Raw genomic sequence first — 17,974 nt, forward strand, 5'->3', positions numbered from 1 at the left:
TTTACCTATGGCTTGGCCTTAGCCGTTTCAAGAGGTTTATCTAAAGGCACATTCATTAAACGTAAAGATTCTTGCATAATTCGGGCAAACACTGGAGCTGCAACCAAACCACCATAGTATTGTCCACGCGGATTTTCGACTACAACAATAACCGCCAAACGAGGATCACTAATCGGCGCCACACCGGCAAATAAAGCACGGTATTCAGTATTCGAATAACCTCTATGGTCAGGGCGCAACTTATGTGCTGTACCTGTTTTACCACCCACGCGATAACCAGGAATATTGGCTTGTTTTGCAGTACCACCAGGCATCGTGACTTGCTCTAACATCAACAAAACTTCATCAGCAATTTTAGGCGCTAAAACCTGTTTGCCTTTGGGCTGATCGTTTAATTTATAGAGACTTAAAGGATATTCCACACCATGATTGGCCAACATTGCATAGCCTTGCGCCAACTGTAAAATCGTCGCATTTAAACCATAGCCATAAGCCATTGTACCAATTTGCGACGAATTTAACTTTTCAGGTGGAAGCACTAAACCGCCACTCTCACCAGGGAATTTAACCGCCGAACGCTGACCAAATCCGACCTTTCTAAAGAAGCTTGGCAAGGTTTCTTTTGGTAAAGACAAGGCAATTTTTGCCGAACCAACGTTCGATGATTTGATAATCACGCCAGTGACAGTCAACGAACCATAGTTATGCGTATCACGAATGGTATGTGAACCTAAACGCATCGAACCCGGGCTGGTACTAATCACCGAGTTTGGGGTATATTTGCCACTTTCCAAGCCTGCTGCAATGGTAAAAGGTTTCATGGTTGAACCAGGTTCAAACATGTCAATTGCCCCACGGTTACGCATGGCATCTTTATTACTTAAGCCATTTTTATCATTAGGATTATAAGAAGGCCAACTCGCCATAGCCAGAATTTCGCCCGTTTTTACATCCACAGCAATTGCAGAAGCAGAACGTGCATTATTGGCAACACCCACCGCAGTCAACTCACGATACATAATATATTGCAAACGTGAGTCGATACTTAAGGTGATGTTCTCCCCTGCTTTCACTTCTTTTACAACTTCAGGAGTGGTAATACGGTTACCATGTTTATCACGAGAAATCTTTTGCTCACCATCTTCACCAGCCAGACGGGAGTTTAACTGCATCTCTAAACCTTCAATCCCCGTCCCTTCACTATTGGTGAGACCAATAATTTGCGCATTGGGCTGCGGCTGAGGATAATAACGTTTATAGGTTTTTTCGGCATAAACACCAGCAAATTTATGTTGGGTAATAAAATCTGCTTGTGGTGGCGGAACTTCTTTTTTAAGTACCAAATAACGAGAACGTGGACGTTCATTTAAACGTTTTTTTAAGTCTGCACGATCAAGACCAACAGCATCTGCCAATTCATCTAAATTTAAATTTTCATCAGGCAATTGGCGTTTGAGTTTACGACTGTTGGGTGTCTTCTGTAATTCAGCCGTAATGGTATCAAACTGTTTTTTAGTCTCAAAATATTCACGTGGATCAATCACCACTTTCATGATTGGAGAACTGATTGCCAAAGGTACGCCATGACGATCACTAATCACACCACGCATGGCTTTTAATGTTTCAGAACGTAGAATATTGGCATTGGCTTTATTTTGTAAAAAGTCTTTATTAATCACTTGCACATAAAATGCACGTCCGACCAAGCCGACAAAACATAAAAGCACCACGCCCCACATTAAATAGAAACGCCACATATCTATCGATACAGTACTTTTCTGGGTAATGGAAGGCTGCTTTTTACGTGGCTGCCGAGTCGGTTTAGTTTGCTTATCTGCCATACAGATGCCTTACTTCTTCTGCTCTGATTCAGTTGGTAATGAAATGACAACTGTTTGCGCAGCTGGCGGTGAATACATTCTCAATTGTGTTACTGCACGTGTTCCAATTTGCGCAGTTGCACCAAATGTTTGTTGTTCAATGAGCAAACGTCCCCATTCCGCATTGATATCTTCACGTTCACGCATATAACTATTTAAATCACGAAAATCATGACGATAAGCAAAGACTTGCAACACCACCATGAAGGCACTGATCAACACTGCGACAACCAATACGCCATAAACAATCGCTTTTTTTATTGCCAGCTTATGACTTGATTCTTCTATAATTTCTTGTTTCATTCTGCGCCTTTTTGTTCTAAGCGTTCTGCAACTCGAAGCCAAGCACTACGTGAACGAGGATTGGCTTTGACTTCTTCCTCACTGGCACGAATTCTGTCAACTTTTTTCAGTCGACGAGTATCTTGTACTTTTTGAGGCAATCCCCAACCATTATCTTCTGGCAACGTTGATTCTTTTTGAATAAATTGTTTAATAATCCGGTCTTCAAGTGAATGGAAACTAATGACGGCCAAACGTGCATTTGATTTTAACAAATCTACGGCTTGAGGTAAAAAGGTATGTACGTCATCGAGTTCTTTATTAATTTCAATACGAATAGCTTGGAATGTCCGTGTCGCAGCATGTTTATTCTTTTCCCACTTAGGATGCGCAACTTTCACAATTTCCGCTAATTTTCCAGTGGTTTCAATATATCCTGCTTGCTTAATCGCACGTGCAATACGACGACTATAACGTTCCTCACCATATTGAAAAATCACATTGGCCAAATGTTCTTCATCTACATCCACTAGCCAATCTGCGGCTGTTTGTCCTTGAGAATTATCCATACGCATATCAAGTGGTCCATCTTTCATAAAACTAAAACCACGGTCTGCTTGATCTAGCTGTGGTGATGACACCCCTAAATCTGCCATAATCCCATCGACTTGATAAATATCTAATTGATTTAATTCTTGTTGTAAATCTGCAAAACTGGCATGAATAATTTTAAAACGAGGATCTTCTTTTTCTAACTGATATGCCACTTCTAACGCTTGTGGGTCTTTATCAAAAGCATAAACTTTTGAATGTTCATCTAATTTAGACAACAATAAACGGGTGTGTCCACCACGTCCAAATGTCCCATCCACGTAAATTCCTGTATTGCGATCTGCAAGTAAAGCATCGACAGTTTCATGTAGTAATACAGAAATATGAGACATAATTATGATTTCAGTTTAAGCAAAAAAAGTAACTGCACATTATTACCTTGTTTTGCCAAAGCTCCAAACGACTTTTTGTAGGGAAATATTACTTTTTATAGAGAAAACCGTTTTAAAGTGCTTTTTATAAAAGTTCAGTACAAAAAATAGCTCATCCATCCTACGATAAAGCGTTATCGTGTCTTGAGCATTTTTACATCACCATTGTCAAAATACGCTGAAACACGCCAACCTTGTCGGAGATAAAATTCAAAAGCACGACTTTTGTGATCGGTTTCCAAGCAAATTTCTTGAAAAGATTCAAATAATAAATCTTCTGCTTTTTTCAAAAGCGCAGTTCCGACACCTTTGGCTTCAAAATCAGGGTGGACAAACATGGCAAATACGCTGCCGTCGGTTAAATCTACGATCGAAAAACCACACACTTGATGCTGCAGCTCTGCAAGCCAGACAGTCGAAGTATTTTGAATTAAATCCAATATTACCAACTCAGTGATACCCAGTTCAGTCAGTTGTTGTTTTGACAAATGGTTTTCTTTGACTGACGTTCGTATATCAAAAATAACCTCAATATCATTTTCAGTCGCAAGCCTTAGTACAATATCCATAGTTTAAATTGATTACTCACTTTGATATTAGGGTCTGCTGACATTTCATAAATGGCTTGCGTTGTAGGCTAAAATTGAGCAGGCAAGGCAGGAAACGAAGAGAATAGCGAGACTATTTTCGAGTTTCATAACGCAGACTGAGATAATTTTAGCCACAACCCTGAGCAAGAACAAAGCACTGCTTTGTTTGCAGCGCAAGGCGCAGCGGGGGACTAGAGTGTTTTTTGCTGCTACATCGTTACGAACTATTTATTTAGAATGACTAAATTTCATATTTCGTGCCTTGTATCATCTAAAAAACACTCTTAGTCGCAAACAGAGACGAATTGTCAACAGACCCTAGTCTAACTGATTCATAACAGATTGAAAAAACCTCCTAAAAAGGAGGTTTTTTCAAGCAAAATAGTTGATGCTTAGCGTTTGCTATTATAAATCTGATCGAAAACACCGCCATTGGCAAAGTGCGTCTGCTGTGCTTTTGCCCAACCACCAAAGACTTCATCAATGGTAAATGTTTTCAGTACAGGGAATTGGTTGGAATATTTAGCTAAGATTTTTGCATTGCGTGGGCGATAGAAATGACGTGCTGCCATATCTTGACCTATTGGAGAATACAAATAGTTAATATAACCCGTTGCTAACCATTTATTGCCATTCTTCTCTACTGTTTTATCAACAATTGCCACTGACGGTTCAGTCAAAATTGACATCGATGGATAGACAATATCAAATTTATTGCCAGATGCTTTCTTACTCACCATGGCTTCATTTTCCCAAGTCAGTAAAACATCACCAATCCCACGTTCAGCAAATGTGGTCATCGATGCACGTGCAGCTGGATCCATAACTTTTACGTTATGGTACATCTTAGAAACAAACTCACGTGCTTTAGCATCATTACCACTTGGTTGTTTAAGTGCATAGCCCCAAGCTGAGAGATAGATCCAGCGTGGTAAACCGCCCGTTTTAGGGTTAGGGGTAATGATTTGTACACCAGGCTTGGTCAAATCTGTCCAATCCTTGATGCCTTTGGGATTACCTTTGCGTACTAAAAACACAACGGTAGACGTATACGGTGCTGAGTTATTTGGAAATTCTTTTTCCCAACCTGGGTTAATTTGACCTGATTTCACAATTTCATTGATATCATTGGCCAAAGCTAAGGTCACTACATCACCTTTTAAGCCATCAACCACGGCACGCGCTTGTTTTCCCGAACCACCATGCGATTGTTTAAAATCAACAGTCTTACCTGTACGAGATTTCCAGTAAGCACCAAATGATTTATTAAACTCATCATAAAACTCACGCGTTGCATCATAAGACACATTTAAAAATTCACGGTCAGCAGCATAACTTGCTGTCGTTGCAACAGTTAATCCCGTTGCAATAACCACAGCACTCATCAGTGCTTTAAAATTAGTTTTCATATTATGAGTGCTAACATCGCTAAAATTATTCTAAATATATGAAATAAGCGAATAAACTTCAATCAAAAAACGAAATACCCGTAAACTTAGAACAGATTAAAAATCAATCTATGGTTTTAATTGATGAAAGCGCTCAACATCGTTGTGGCGTATATTTTGTTTGTTTCATTTATTTCTTTATCACAAATGTATAAAGCTAAAAAAAGCCCCCTTTGATCAAAGAGGACTTGTTTGTATTTGATTAAAATTACTTTTCAGCGGTAAATTGATCGTAAATTCCCCCATTGGCAAAATGGGTTTTTTGCGCTTTTGCCCAACCACCAAAAACTTGATCTATGGTAAAGAGTTTAATTTTTGGAAATTTTGCCGCATATTTGCCCGCAGCTTTGGCATTACGCGGACGGAAATTATATTTTGCTGCCAAGTCCTGCCCTACAGGTGAATAAAGATAATTTAAATAGCCTTTCGCTAAATTACGATTACCATCTTTATCAACCACTTTATCGACGATTGCGACTGAAGGTTCGGCTAGGATTGAAATGGATGGATAAATAATTTGATATTTATCTTTATCTGGACCAGACGTCGCCAAAATTGCTTCATTTTCCCAAGACAACAAAACATCTCCAATACCACGATCAGCAAATGTTGTGAGTGAGCCACGTGCGCCTGAATCTAACACTTTGACATTTTTATATATTTGTTTAACTAATTCACGCGCTTTTGCATCATTGCCACCCGGTTGTTTTAATGCATAGCCCCACGCTGATAAATAAATCCAGCGCGGCGCACCGCCTGTTTTAGGGTTTGGTGTGATAATTTCAACCCCCGGTTTTACCAGATCATTCCAATCTTTAATTGCTTTGGGATTGCCCTTACGCACTAAAAAAACAACGGTAGATGTGTAGGGTGCAGAATTATTTGGAAATTCTTTTTGCCAGCCTTTTTCAATCAGACCCGCATTAACAATTTCATCAATATCATTAGCCAAAGCCAATGTCACCACATCTGCTTGCAAACCATCTACCACTGAGCGTGCTTGCTTACCAGAACCACCATGAGACTGCTTAAATTCAATATCTTGGCCTGTTTTTGATTTCCAAAATTGACCAAAACTCTTGTTATATTCTTGATAAAATTCACGGGTAGGATCGTAGGATACATTTAAAAATTCTTTCGCTGCATAGGCATTCCCTGTGACGATTAAACTGATCGCACTTAAAAGCAGTAGTTTTTTCATTTCTTTCTCGGTTTCTAATGATTTAGAAGCACTATATTTTTATTATTTTAATTTAACAATCAATTACTTATAAATATTTAAACTATCTTATTCATAATTTAAGATATCTAAAAATGTGTATTACTCATGTAAATTATTGAGTATATTTTTTACACAAATTAACCTATACTTGAATTCTTCACGATTCATCCACATTTATATGTTATCAATTAAAATATTACATTTCGTTTCAATGATTGTTTTTTAAACATTTTTTGTGTAGTATTATTAAAAAATGTGACGTAGTTATGCTTTTTGTAAGTTGTTTTGCTACAATAAACATGTTCAAGAACAAAAATTTGACCATCAAGGGGAGCCGATGGAATGAATGATTCTTATTTAAAGATCTTGGGCTTAAGTCTAGGACTCGCAGTGATGGCACAGACAGGCCATACTGCGGCAATTAAAGATACGACCAAGCCAATACAATCATTAATTGTTGTGGTAGACAAACAATCACCGATTGAAAAAGCGCTCAATCAACAAAAGCGTGGCGAGAATAAACTGATCTCAGATAAAGATCAGCTTAAAGTTTTAACGTCGATTAAAACCACAGCCTCACAAAACTTTTTAGCTGAACAACATCAGAAATTTTCTTGTTTTGTACAAGCTTTATTCCAACCGCATACTTTGTAAAAATTTGATTTAGAAAAATAAATTCTACTCTCCTCAAAAGAATTTAGAAGCCCAATCGTTTATTGGTGAATTAACCCTTAAGCAGTTGGGCTTTTTCGTTATAATAGTTCCAATTTACATTCTGAATAATATTTAGTTATGAAAGTCCGTACTCGTATTGCACCTTCTCCAACTGGTTTTCCACATGTAGGCACCGCCTATATCGCCTTGTTTAATTTATGCTTTGCACAACAACATGGTGGCGAATTTATTCTTCGTATTGAAGATACCGACCAACTCCGCTCAACCCCTGAATCTGAAAAAATGATTTTAGATTCGCTGCGTTGGTTAGGTTTAAATTGGTCGGAAGGGCCTGATATCGGCGGACCTCATGCTCCTTATCGCCAATCTGAGCGAATGGGAATCTATAAACAATATGCTTTAGAACTTGTTGAAAAAGGTCATGCCTTTTACTGTTTCGCAACGGCGGAAGAGCTTGATCAAATGCGTGCTGAACAACAAGCCCGTGGTGAAACCCCTGGTTATGACGGTCGTGGCTTAAAACTTTCCCCAGAAGAGGTACAACAGCGTTTGGCTGCGGGTGAAGCTCATGTGATCCGTATGAAAGTCCCTGAAGAAGGCGTTTGCCAATTCAATGACTTACTTCGTGGCGAAGTGGAGATCCCTTGGGCACAAGTCGACATGCAAATCCTACTCAAAACAGATGGTTTGCCAACTTATCATTTAGCCAATGTGGTCGATGACCATTTAATGGAAATCACCCATGTGATTCGTGGCGAAGAATGGATTCCATCTGCACCAAAACACCAGTTGCTCTACCAATATTTTGGTTGGGACATGCCAACATTGTGCCATATGCCATTGTTGCGTAACCCAGACAAGTCAAAATTGTCTAAACGTAAAAATCCAACCTCAATCAACTACTACAAAGACATCGGTGTGCTGCCTGAAGCCTTACTGAACTATTTAGGCCGTATGGGTTGGTCAATGCCAGATGAAAGAGAAAAATTCTCTTTGGCTGAAATGATTGAACACTTTGATATTCAACGTGTGTCTTTGGGTGGTCCAATTTTTGATGTTGAAAAACTAAACTGGCTCAATGGACAATGGATCAAAGCACTCAGCCCTGCTGAGCTGTTAAATACACTTTTGGCTTGGAAATCTGATCGCCAAACCTTAGAAGATATTGCTGCGGCCATTCAACCACGTATTAACTTACTGTCTGAAGCGGTAAATTGGGCTGGTTTTTACTTCAACCAATTCCCAACATTGACCAAAGAACAATTTGACAGCAAAAAGTTGACTGAAGAACAAGTTCGTCAAAGCTTACAATTTGCAATTTGGCGTTTAGAAAGCTTGTTTACCTGGAACAACGATACTGTGAGTCAAACACTGATGGATTTGGCGAATCAAATGGAAATCAAACTCCGTGATTTCATGCCAGCATTCTTTATCGCAATTGCTGGTTCAACATCATCGACCCCAGTGATGCAATCGATGGTCACCATTGGTCCTGATTTAACCTTTGCCCGTTTACGTCATGCACTTGAAATTGTGGGTGGCCCGAGCAAAAAAGAAGCAAAAGTTTGGGAAAAACTGAACGAAAGCATCAAATTGCCGAAAAATGATGCAGTTGATGAAGCTTAATTAAATTTTCTGTTGACGTGTGAGCGCAATATCCCTAATATTGCGCTCACACAGACTGGGGGTTATAGCTCAGTTGGTAGAGCGCTACAATGGCATTGTAGAGGTCAGGAGTTCGATCCTCCTTGACTCCACCAAAAGTTTTACCTGTGTTGCCTCACTTGTCCCTATCGTCTAGAGGCCTAGGACATCGCCCTTTCACGGCGGTAACCGGGGTTCGAATCCCCGTAGGGACGCCATATTCAAGATGGCGACATCTTTGTAAAAAACCCAAGCACAATGACTTGGGTTTTTTATTGCCTAAATTTTGCTTTTAAGCTGCTATTCAGTCTTTTTTGCATTCTAAAATAGAACGATTAGAATATGCTTAGATTATAAATGTGGAGCCACCATGCAATACCAATGTCCAAAGTGCCAAAGTCGAAAAATCTTGCCTGTTACCCATGGGAATACGCCTGCTGTACGTCCTGTTGTTCCAAAAAGCTTGGTATTTTTGATTCCGTTACTGTTTATTTTGTTGTTACTGGTCGTCATTAGTATTGTGATGTGGATTTTCAGCAACGGTGCAGGTCAAACATTGCAAATTGCAACAGTCGTGGTCTTCATTGCAGCTGTGATTGCAGGGGTAATGTTTTGGCGTGATCTGCCTGATTTTAAAATCTCAATGCAATCATTTATGCAAGCCAATAAAAGCTGGAAGTGCCGTGACTGCAATCATGAGTGGCAAATCTAATCCTTCAGCTTTGCCTCATGTTCAAATCAAACCATTCACCTTAATGCGAATGCACCATACACTCATTGTCTTCAATTTGTAGCGTCATCTCAGTAATCCCATGTTGATGGCTGAGCATTTCCATAACCTGTTGATACAGTTGATTCCGATCCGCTTCTGGTGCAAATAAATGTACTGTCAGATGCACATTTTTAGATGTAATGGCCCAAACCTTAAGTTGATGAATACTTTCTACACCTTTAACCGATAAAAGATCATTACGTAATTTTTCAATATCAATTTCCTCAGGCACACCTTCCAGTAAGATATTGATACTTTGTTTTAGCAGAACCCATGTTCTTGGTAAGACCCAAAAGCCGACGAGTACAGCAATAATCGTATCCACCCACATCCAGCCGGTGAAATAAATAATTGCACCCCCGATGATCACCCCCACAGAACCCAGTGCATCACTTAACACTTCCAGATAAGCACCTTTTATATTGAGGCTTTCCTTTGAACTGGAGAATAAAATCTTCATTGAAATAAGGTTAATCACCAACCCAATAACTGCCACAATCATCATACCGACACTCTGAATTTCAGGGGGTTGGCTAAAGCGCTGATACGCCTCATAGAGAATATAAATTGCAACCACAAACAGCATCATGGCATTAAATAGCGCTGCTAAAATTTCAAAACGCTGATAGCCAAAGGTCCGTTTATCATCTGCGGGTAATTTACCAATTTTGATAGCAATCAATGCAATTGCTAATGCTGCTGCATCAGTAAACATATGTGCGGCATCGGACAATAAGGCCAAGCTTTGCGTCATGAAACCCGCAATCACTTCAACAATTAGAAAGGTACTGGTTAATGCCAATGCAAAGGTTAGTTTTTTTACATTTCCTTCTGTGACGACAGCATGACTATGATCATGCCCTTGTTGCTCACTCATGTTCATACCTCTGATTTTGTTTTATCAAAATAATGAATATTTTTTCTATTTATTATTGATAATAATTATTATTATCAATAATAAGGTTTCTTCTATATAATGGCGACTATATTTTCCACAGTTCAAATACCCCTGTTAATGGAATATCGACAATGAAAAAATACCTCTACCTTTCTGTACTTCTTTGCTCTTATAGTTATGCACATGAACCCTATGTTGCACCTCTGGGCTATAACACCACAAATACACAAATCCCAGTGATTGCATCCTATGCTGAAGAAGCACTGAATGCAGAACATGCCATGAAACAAACCGCGCTCAACGTGATTCAACCAGATCAGAGCAAGTTACAAGTTGAAGCTGCAAGCACTTTAAAATCGGCTACAGTGTTTGACTTAGCCTTACCACAAGCAGGCACCTATCACCTGTTCAGTAAAGCATCTTTCCCACTCAAATATGTCCAACATAATAAAGAATGGAAAATGCTTTTTGATGTTCCTGCTGAAAAAGCAGGTAAGATCGCTGAACGTGAATATGTGATTCCAGCTGACTTTAAGAAACCGCCTGTACCGATCACCATTAACCGAGAATGGTCAATCCAAAGCTACATTTCTAAAGAAAAAACGTCACCTATTCAAAACAACACTGATGCTGCAATACAAGTCGAATTTAAAACGCATCCCAACAGCATTACTGCGCAGCAACCTATACAAATCTTGATTAAAAAATCAGGACAAGCACTCAAAAACGCTGAACTGCTCATCCGTGCTCAAGGGCAAACCGATAAACAAGCACAAAAAGTTCCGGTTGCTCAAGATGGTTCAGCGACAGTCACTTTTCCTTATTCAGGGCAATATTTGCTTGAAGTCAGTGAAGCATTTAACAAAACCACTCAACCTGTAAATCAAAATTACACCATCATTAGTTTAGGTGTATTGCCTGTTAGCCAATAATAAACTGTCTATACAGTTTCAATGCCTCACCCTTCTTGGCTAAGAACGGTGAGGTTATTTTTAAATTAACGATCAACCATCCGTTTGTGCTTTAACTTTACGTTCATTCATCCAGCGATAAATCACCGGTAAAATCACCAAAGTCAGTAAGGTGGATGACATGATGCCGCCAATCACCACGGTTGCCAGTGGACGCTGAACTTCCGCACCTGTCCCTGTAGCCAATGCCATCGGCACAAAACCTAACGATGCCACACAAGCCGTCATCAATACGGGTCTTAAACGTAAAATTGCACCTTGCCATGTGGCCTGATAAACATCGAGTTGTTGACGTAATTCCTTAATAAAGGTCAACATCACCAAACCATTTAATACCGCCACACCTGAGAGCGCGATAAAGCCCACACCGGCAGACATCGACAATGGTATACCTCGAAGCCACAGTGCAATCAAACCACCACACAGTGCAAATGGCACACCAGTAAATACCAGCAAACTTTCCTTAAAGTTATGGAAAACGGCCATCAACAGCACAAAAATAGTTATCAGCGCCAGTGGAACGACCAGCTGCATACGTGCCTTCGCAGAGGTTAGGTTTTCAAACTGTCCGCCATAACTCAACCAATAACCCGCAGGCATTTCCTGCTTCGCCAAAGTCGATTGTAATTCTGTGACAAATGAGCCCAAATCGCGCCCTTCGACATTGGCGGTCACAACGACACGACGTTTACCATTTTCACGACTGACCTGATTAATACCAAGGATATTTTCAACTTTAGCCACATCCTGAAGTTGGATTAGACCTCCGTTTGGCGTTTGAATAGGTAAAACGGCCAGATGTTCAGGTGTACGTTGAGCATCATCCAGACGAATCACAAAATCGAAACGGCGGTCACCTTGTAAGATCTGACCAACATTCTGCCCGCCGACACTGGTTGCCACCAAGTCTTGAATCGCTCTCACCGACAGACCATATTGCGCTGCCGCGGCTTTGTTCACTTCAACATTTAAAAGTGGTAGGCCTGAAGTCTGTTCCACATTGACGGCAGTTGCGCCAGCAATCCCTTTGATTTGTTGTGCAATCTTAGTGGCTTGCTGATTCAACACCTCCATATCATCGCCAAAAATCTTGATCCCCACATCACTTCGTACGCCAGAAATCAATTCGTTGAAACGCAGCTCAATCGGTTGAGAAAACTCACTATTATTTCCGGGTAACGTACCAAGAAATGCAATCATACGTTGACGTAGCTCATCAATTGTTTGCTTTGGATTCTTCCATTCATCACGTGGCTTTAACAGCACCACAGCATCGGAAATATTAGGTGGCATGACATCTGTTGCCACTTCTGCCGTCCCTGTACGGGCAAATATGGCTTTGATTTCTGGAAACTCTTTGAGCAATAACTTTTCAGTATTCTCCTGCATACGTAAAGACTGCTCTAGGCCAGTACTTGGTGAACGCATTTGTTGTACTGCAAAATCGCCCTCACTCAAGGTGGGTGCAAACTCACTACCAATTTGAGTGGCAAGCACGCCCGTTAAAAACAGAATACTCACCGCAAGAGTGACGACTAACATTCTAAAGTTATAGGCTAAATTGAGTAGTTCTTCATATTTTTGCTTTAACCACAGCATCCAGCGACTTTCTGTTTCTTTAACTTCACCATTAACAAATAAAGCCACTGCAGCAGGGACAAAAGTAACCGAAAGAATGATTGCGCCCACCAATGCCAATACCACCGTCATAGCCATTGGGTGGAAGAGTTTTGCTTCAACACCAGACAGGGCAAAAATAGGTAAGTACACCACCAGAATAATTAATTGACCAAAGATTAAAGGGCGACGTGCCTGTTTAGCCGCAAGAAAAACTTCTTTAAAACGTTCTGCTCGTGAAAGTAATCTGCCTTTTGCATGCTGTGCCTCTGCCAGTCGCCGAATACAGTTTTCAACAATAACGACCGCACCATCCACAATAATCCCGAAATCCAGTGCGCCTAAGCTCATCAGATTGGCACTAATTTTCTGCTCAGCCATACCCGCCAAAGTAAACAGCATCGATAACGGAATCACACACGCAGTAATTAACGCTGCACGGAAATTACCAAGAAATAGGAACAAAATAACAATGACCAGAATGGCCCCTTCTACAAGGTTCTTCTGTACTGTACTAATCGCACGCTCGACCAAAGCTGTCCGGTCATATACGGTTTGAATCACAATACCTTTCGGTAAAGATTGCTGGACTTCCTTGATTTTGGCATCCACTGATTTCGCCACAGTACGGCTATTTTCACCCATCATCATCATGGCGATACCGAGTACTGTTTCCTCGCCATTGTAAGTTGCACCACCTGTACGTAGATCATGTCCAATCGAAACAGTCGCTACATCTGCAACTCGGATCGGAAAACCATTTTTATTGCCGATACTTACATTTTGAATATCTTCAATATTGTTCAAGGTTCCTGGGACACGTACTGTCAATTGCTGCCCATTGGTTTCAATAAAACCAGCACCACGGTTTTCATTGTTTCCAGTTAAAGCGTTTTGTAGATCACTGACAGGGATTTGTAATTGTTGCAAACGATTTAAATCAGGCGTGACCACATAGGTTTTATTGAAGCCGCCAATGGAGTTGACCTCTGCAACACCAGGAACACGTTGTAACTGCGGTCGTACAATCCAGTCCTGAATTTCACGTAAATCCATTGCTGTATAGGACGTACCATCAGGTTTTTTAGCATTCGGCTCAGCCTTGATCACCCACTGATAAATCTCCCCTAGCCCTGTCGATACAGGGGACATTGTCGGTGCAATATCATCTGGCAGTTCGGTTTGGGCTTCTTGTAAGCGTTGATTAATCTGTTGTCGTGCCCAATAAATATCCGTTCCATCTTTAAAAATAATGGTCACTTGCGATAAACCATAACGGGAAATCGAACGGGTCAACTCTAGCTTAGGTAAACCCGCCATCGCAGTTTCGATGGGATAGGTAATCCTTTGTTCAACTTCTAATGCGGTAAAACCAGCTGCTTGGGTATTCACTTGCACTTGGGTATTGGTAATATCAGGTACAGCATCAATCGGTAGTTTTTGATAACCGTAAATCCCTACGCCAATCCATGCCACAATAAACAGCATGACCCAAATGGCATTTTTAATCGAAAATTGAATCAGCCGGTCAAACAACCCTTCAGGTTGAGGTAATGCTGAATCCGCATCGAGATCTAACTTAGAATCAGAAGAATCATTAATGCCCATGGCTCGCCTCTCCTTTTTCCAATTCAGATTTCAGCAAAAAGCTCCCCTGGCCTGCATATTGCTGACCTTGAGTCAGACCAGACTTCACTTCAACCCACTGACCATCACCGGATACCTGACCCAGTACAACAGGCTGTGCAGTAAACTCGATTTTCTTATCATGTTCACTGGAAACAAAAACAACGTCTTTTCCTTCAACTTTCTGTATAGCACTTTTCAGTACACGCAATGCTTGAGCAGTGCCTTGCTGTTGTAGCTGAACATTGACCATCAAATTCGGGCGCAATTCAGCCGCATTCGACAATACTTTGGCACGCACTTGTAAACGTCCAGTCTGCACATCAGCTTCACTATTTAAACTTTGAATCTGTGCTTTAAAGGTATTCCCCGTTTGCAGTGACTTAAATTCCAGCTGTTGATTTGGTGCAATCGCTGAGAATTCAGAACTTGGTACAATAAATTCAAGCCATAACTGATCCAGTTGATCAATGATAAATAATTGGCTGGCAAGCTGTACATTTTCCCCCATGACCAAATCTTTTTTGCTGATGATGCCTGCGATTGGTGCTGTGAGAACATAGCGACCATTACTGCTCGATGAGGCACCAAAAGCAGATAAACGTGATCTGGTTGCTTGTACCTGAATCTGTGCTTGTTTGTAGGCATTGTAAGCCCGTTGATAATCCTGCTTGGCAGAAATACCTTGTGACCATAACTGACGCTCTCGTTCATAGTCCTGACGTGCCAGCTCTAAGCTTGTTTGTGCGACCTGTAAATTCGCCTGCTGATCAACCAAATCAGGCACCACCAAGGTCGCCAATGCCTGCCCCTTTTGCACACGCTGGCCTAACTCAACATTGACTGCAACCACCTGCCCACTAAATGCAGGTGATACATGTGCTTGACGGTCGGTATTGACCATAACCTTTGCAGGATAAGAAGCTGATTTGGTAACAGTACCCATCTCTACTTTAGCTAGTTTAATCCCTTGTTCAGTGATCTGCTGAGCAGTCAAACTAATGGCTTCAGCATTCTCTTTCTCGCCACCCTCTTCTTCACTGTGCTTCGCTTCTTCGGAACCATCTTTGGTGGTTCCTTTAGCATTTTCATCATGTGAATGTCCTTCTTCAGCATGTTCTGCTTCTTTTTCACCGCCTTCTTTGCTCGTGCCTTTTTTGGTTGAAAAGAACAACCCCATGGCAATAAGAGCAGTCATTACAATAGTAATGATGATCAGTAGGCGTTGAGAAATTTTGCCTTTCTGAAGTTTAAAAGATTTAAATTGATTCAGCATATTAATTTCCCCCGCCCACGATTGGTAAAGCTTGTGTTTCCTGCCATAAACTCTGATTGATCTGTGCTAAAGCGTCTTTTGCCATGATTTGACTTGGTTCAATACCGAGACTCAGACTTTCCGCTTCAATGGCACGTTGCCAGCCATCTTTCAATAATTGCACTTTTCTCAAACGCACTTCTTGCAACTGTAATGTTGCGAGTTGCACATCGTTAACGGCAAATTTACCGACAGTAAACCCCTGCAAAGTTTTACGTTGAACCTGAGCTGCAAGCGGAATCTGAGACTCATCGACTGCTTTAAACTGTACTTCCAGTCCTTGCAATTCAGTTAACAATGTTCCCACCTGCAAAGCATTTTGGCGGAGATAAAACTCCTGTTGTCTACTGAGTAAATCCTGCTTTGCTTGCGCAATTTGCACACCGTATTGCTGGCGGTTGAAAATATTCAATGGGATAGAGACCCCCACAACTAAAGCATTGTCAGTCGAGGTTTCAGGTGATCGAGTACGATTCACGCCTAAATTCACAGTCGGATTAGGCCGTGCCGAAGCTTTTAATTGCGCCACTGTCGCTTTTGCTTGCAACACCTGTAACTGACGTGATTTTTCAAAAAGATTGTCCGCGAGATATTCTTGTACCTGTTGGTGTGTAGAAGACGGCCATAAAGATTGAGGATTTAAACCAATACGAATGGATTTATCAGCGTCCCCCCAAAGATTGGATAATTGCTGCTTGGCAACTTGCACCTGCAAATCGGCTTGACGATATAAGCGAGCATTTTCTGCATGACTCAGTCTGGCACGATCTACATCAACCTGAGCGACACTCCCCGCTTGATAGCGCTTCTGAATTGCATTCAGATTTTCTTCACTGACGTTGAGTTGCTCTTGAACCACGTTGCGTTCTAATTCAAAAATGGCAAGCTGTGACCATTGGTATTTCACAGCCAATTCGAGTTGTGCCTGATAAATTCGCTGATTTAAGTCACTTTGGTCTTTTGAAAGTTGTGCCAACCTCTGTGCTGACCTACGTTCACCAAAAATATCCAAACGTTGAGAAACACCAATTGAAAGCTCTTGATCTTGATTGGAACCAAAACCCGTTTGCGATACGGATAACTCTGGATTTGTCCACAGTTTTGCTTGTTTGATGTTCGCAGTTGCAATTTGTTGCTGTGTTTGCCAGACGTTCTGCGTTTGCTGATATTGCTCAGTTTTTGCAATTGCCTGTTGTAAGGTTAATGCTTGAGATGGGTTGTCTGCCCAACTAAGAGATGACATCACACTCAACATCAGTGCACCGAGCAAAGACGGCCTAAAACCAAATACAGGCTTTTGTACTAAATTACGTATTTCTTTTGACATAAAAATGCCCCACTAAATTAAACCATTAGCGGTGGGCAATCTTTTTGGCTACCCCACCTTATAGCGGGGATGAGAGAGGCGGAGGATTGGGCAAATATAGATCAGGTGACTGGTACAAATTATTCCAGCCAATAAAGCGGGATTCAGGGTAGCCTATAAACTTAGGCTGCGCTGTTTGTTGCTGATCATCAACCACAATAAAATGCGCAAAGGAAGGCAAATGGTCACGATGATCATCATTTATATGATTAAGGAAATCATTGGAGCGCACATCATGTTGGTGTGCTGATAATTGTTTTGATGCGGACTGATCAGAAATCGGTTTATCTATCCCATACACATCCAATAGCTGCGGATGCTGCTGCTGATCCTGAGTACAATCAGGCGCATTATGGTGTCCAAAATGCTGACTAATTAGACTTTGTGATGGAAGTGTAGTGCTTTCATGATCACAAAAAGCTGCCGCTACATTCCAAAGACTTTGGAACATAAACAAACTAAGCAAGACTGTGATGAAAACACTTGAGCGTTTCACAGATTCTATCCGAAATCAAAAAACAACCTAAATATAGCAAATTTTCTCAATGTAATAAAATTACAGTGCGTGATTTAATACTTTAAATAAAAATTGTTGGTTTGTTAAATAATGTATTTTTTAACAAATGTGTAAAAATCGCAATTGACAAATTACATTTAACTATTTGCAAAGTGTAAAAAATCAGCT

General features: G+C 40.8%; 15 protein-coding genes and 2 tRNA genes. 6 read left to right on the plus strand and 11 right to left on the minus strand.

All coding sequences use genetic code 11. The features are described from left to right. Positions 1-5 precede the first annotated feature (5 nt). The 6 genes from ftsI to FY049_RS11335 form a co-directional block, all read right to left on the minus strand. Positions 6-1,841 (minus strand): penicillin-binding protein PBP3, encoded by a 1,836-nt coding sequence (gene ftsI, locus FY049_RS11310; RefSeq protein WP_004816649.1) that lies wholly within the window; start codon positions 1,839-1,841, stop codon positions 6-8. Between the two features lie 9 nt (positions 1,842-1,850). Next, positions 1,851-2,183: a cell division protein FtsL gene (gene ftsL, locus FY049_RS11315; RefSeq protein WP_004725407.1), complete on the minus strand. Its 333-nt coding sequence runs from the start codon at positions 2,181-2,183 to the stop codon at positions 1,851-1,853. Then, complete coding sequence (gene rsmH, locus FY049_RS11320; RefSeq protein WP_056517503.1) at positions 2,180-3,106, minus strand: 16S rRNA (cytosine(1402)-N(4))-methyltransferase RsmH; 927 nt, start codon at positions 3,104-3,106, stop codon at positions 2,180-2,182. Before rsmH ends, ftsL begins: the two co-directional genes overlap by 4 nt. A gap of 173 nt (positions 3,107-3,279) precedes the next feature. Next, complete coding sequence (locus FY049_RS11325) at positions 3,280-3,714, minus strand: GNAT family N-acetyltransferase (RefSeq protein WP_056517506.1); 435 nt, start codon at positions 3,712-3,714, stop codon at positions 3,280-3,282. A 413-nt stretch (positions 3,715-4,127) separates the two neighbouring features. Next, entirely contained in the window at positions 4,128-5,144 is a 1,017-nt protein-coding gene (locus tag FY049_RS11330) for a sulfate ABC transporter substrate-binding protein (RefSeq protein WP_446083738.1), read from the minus strand. Between the two features lie 247 nt (positions 5,145-5,391). Then, on the minus strand, positions 5,392-6,384 hold the full coding sequence (locus tag FY049_RS11335; RefSeq protein WP_004725400.1) for a sulfate ABC transporter substrate-binding protein: 993 nt from the start codon (positions 6,382-6,384) through the stop codon (positions 5,392-5,394). Positions 6,385-6,747: 363 nt separating this feature from the next. Here FY049_RS11335 and FY049_RS11340 point away from each other — a divergent pair, with 363 nt between their 5' ends. The 5 genes from FY049_RS11340 (at position 6,748) to FY049_RS11360 (ending at position 9,436) form a co-directional block, all read left to right on the plus strand. Next, complete coding sequence (locus FY049_RS11340) at positions 6,748-7,059, plus strand: hypothetical protein (RefSeq protein WP_004725398.1); 312 nt, start codon at positions 6,748-6,750, stop codon at positions 7,057-7,059. A gap of 138 nt (positions 7,060-7,197) precedes the next feature. Beyond that, positions 7,198-8,706: a glutamate--tRNA ligase gene (gene gltX, locus FY049_RS11345; protein ID WP_004725395.1), complete on the plus strand. Its 1,509-nt coding sequence runs from the start codon at positions 7,198-7,200 to the stop codon at positions 8,704-8,706. A gap of 58 nt (positions 8,707-8,764) precedes the next feature. After that, positions 8,765-8,840: transfer RNA gene (locus tag FY049_RS11350), tRNA-Ala, on the plus strand. A gap of 26 nt (positions 8,841-8,866) precedes the next feature. After that, positions 8,867-8,942, plus strand: a tRNA-Glu gene (locus FY049_RS11355). Between the two features lie 152 nt (positions 8,943-9,094). After that, positions 9,095-9,436 carry a hypothetical protein gene (locus FY049_RS11360; RefSeq protein ID WP_004725393.1) on the plus strand — a complete coding sequence of 114 codons (342 nt, stop codon included), beginning with the start codon at positions 9,095-9,097 and terminating at the stop codon, positions 9,434-9,436. A gap of 40 nt (positions 9,437-9,476) precedes the next feature. Here FY049_RS11360 and FY049_RS11365 read toward each other — a convergent pair whose 3' ends face one another. Beyond that, a complete protein-coding gene (locus tag FY049_RS11365) occupies positions 9,477-10,373 on the minus strand; it encodes a cation diffusion facilitator family transporter (RefSeq protein WP_446083739.1) in 897 nt (298 codons plus the stop codon). A 152-nt stretch (positions 10,374-10,525) separates the two neighbouring features. Between FY049_RS11365 and FY049_RS11370 the strand changes: the two genes are divergently transcribed. Continuing rightward, positions 10,526-11,326: a DUF4198 domain-containing protein gene (locus tag FY049_RS11370; protein WP_224964379.1), complete on the plus strand. Its 801-nt coding sequence runs from the start codon at positions 10,526-10,528 to the stop codon at positions 11,324-11,326. A gap of 72 nt (positions 11,327-11,398) precedes the next feature. Here FY049_RS11370 and FY049_RS11375 read toward each other — a convergent pair whose 3' ends face one another. Genes FY049_RS11375 through FY049_RS11390 form a run of 4 tightly spaced genes read right to left on the minus strand, consistent with a single transcriptional unit; the run spans position 11,399 to position 17,785 of the window. Continuing rightward, positions 11,399-14,590, minus strand: coding sequence for an efflux RND transporter permease subunit (locus FY049_RS11375; RefSeq protein ID WP_446083740.1), 3,192 nt, complete (start codon positions 14,588-14,590; stop codon positions 11,399-11,401). Next, positions 14,580-15,884 carry an efflux RND transporter periplasmic adaptor subunit gene (locus FY049_RS11380; RefSeq protein ID WP_056517517.1) on the minus strand — a complete coding sequence of 435 codons (1,305 nt, stop codon included), beginning with the start codon at positions 15,882-15,884 and terminating at the stop codon, positions 14,580-14,582. The genes FY049_RS11375 and FY049_RS11380 overlap by 11 nt, the downstream gene beginning before the upstream one ends. 1 nt (position 15,885) lies before the next feature. Then, complete coding sequence (locus FY049_RS11385; protein ID WP_154129425.1) at positions 15,886-17,250, minus strand: TolC family protein; 1,365 nt, start codon at positions 17,248-17,250, stop codon at positions 15,886-15,888. 58 nt (positions 17,251-17,308) lie between these two features. Then, positions 17,309-17,785, minus strand: coding sequence for a hypothetical protein (locus tag FY049_RS11390; protein WP_056517521.1), 477 nt, complete (start codon positions 17,783-17,785; stop codon positions 17,309-17,311). Positions 17,786-17,974: the final 189 nt, after the last annotated feature.

The organism is Acinetobacter sp. 1125_18A, assembly GCF_052824985.1.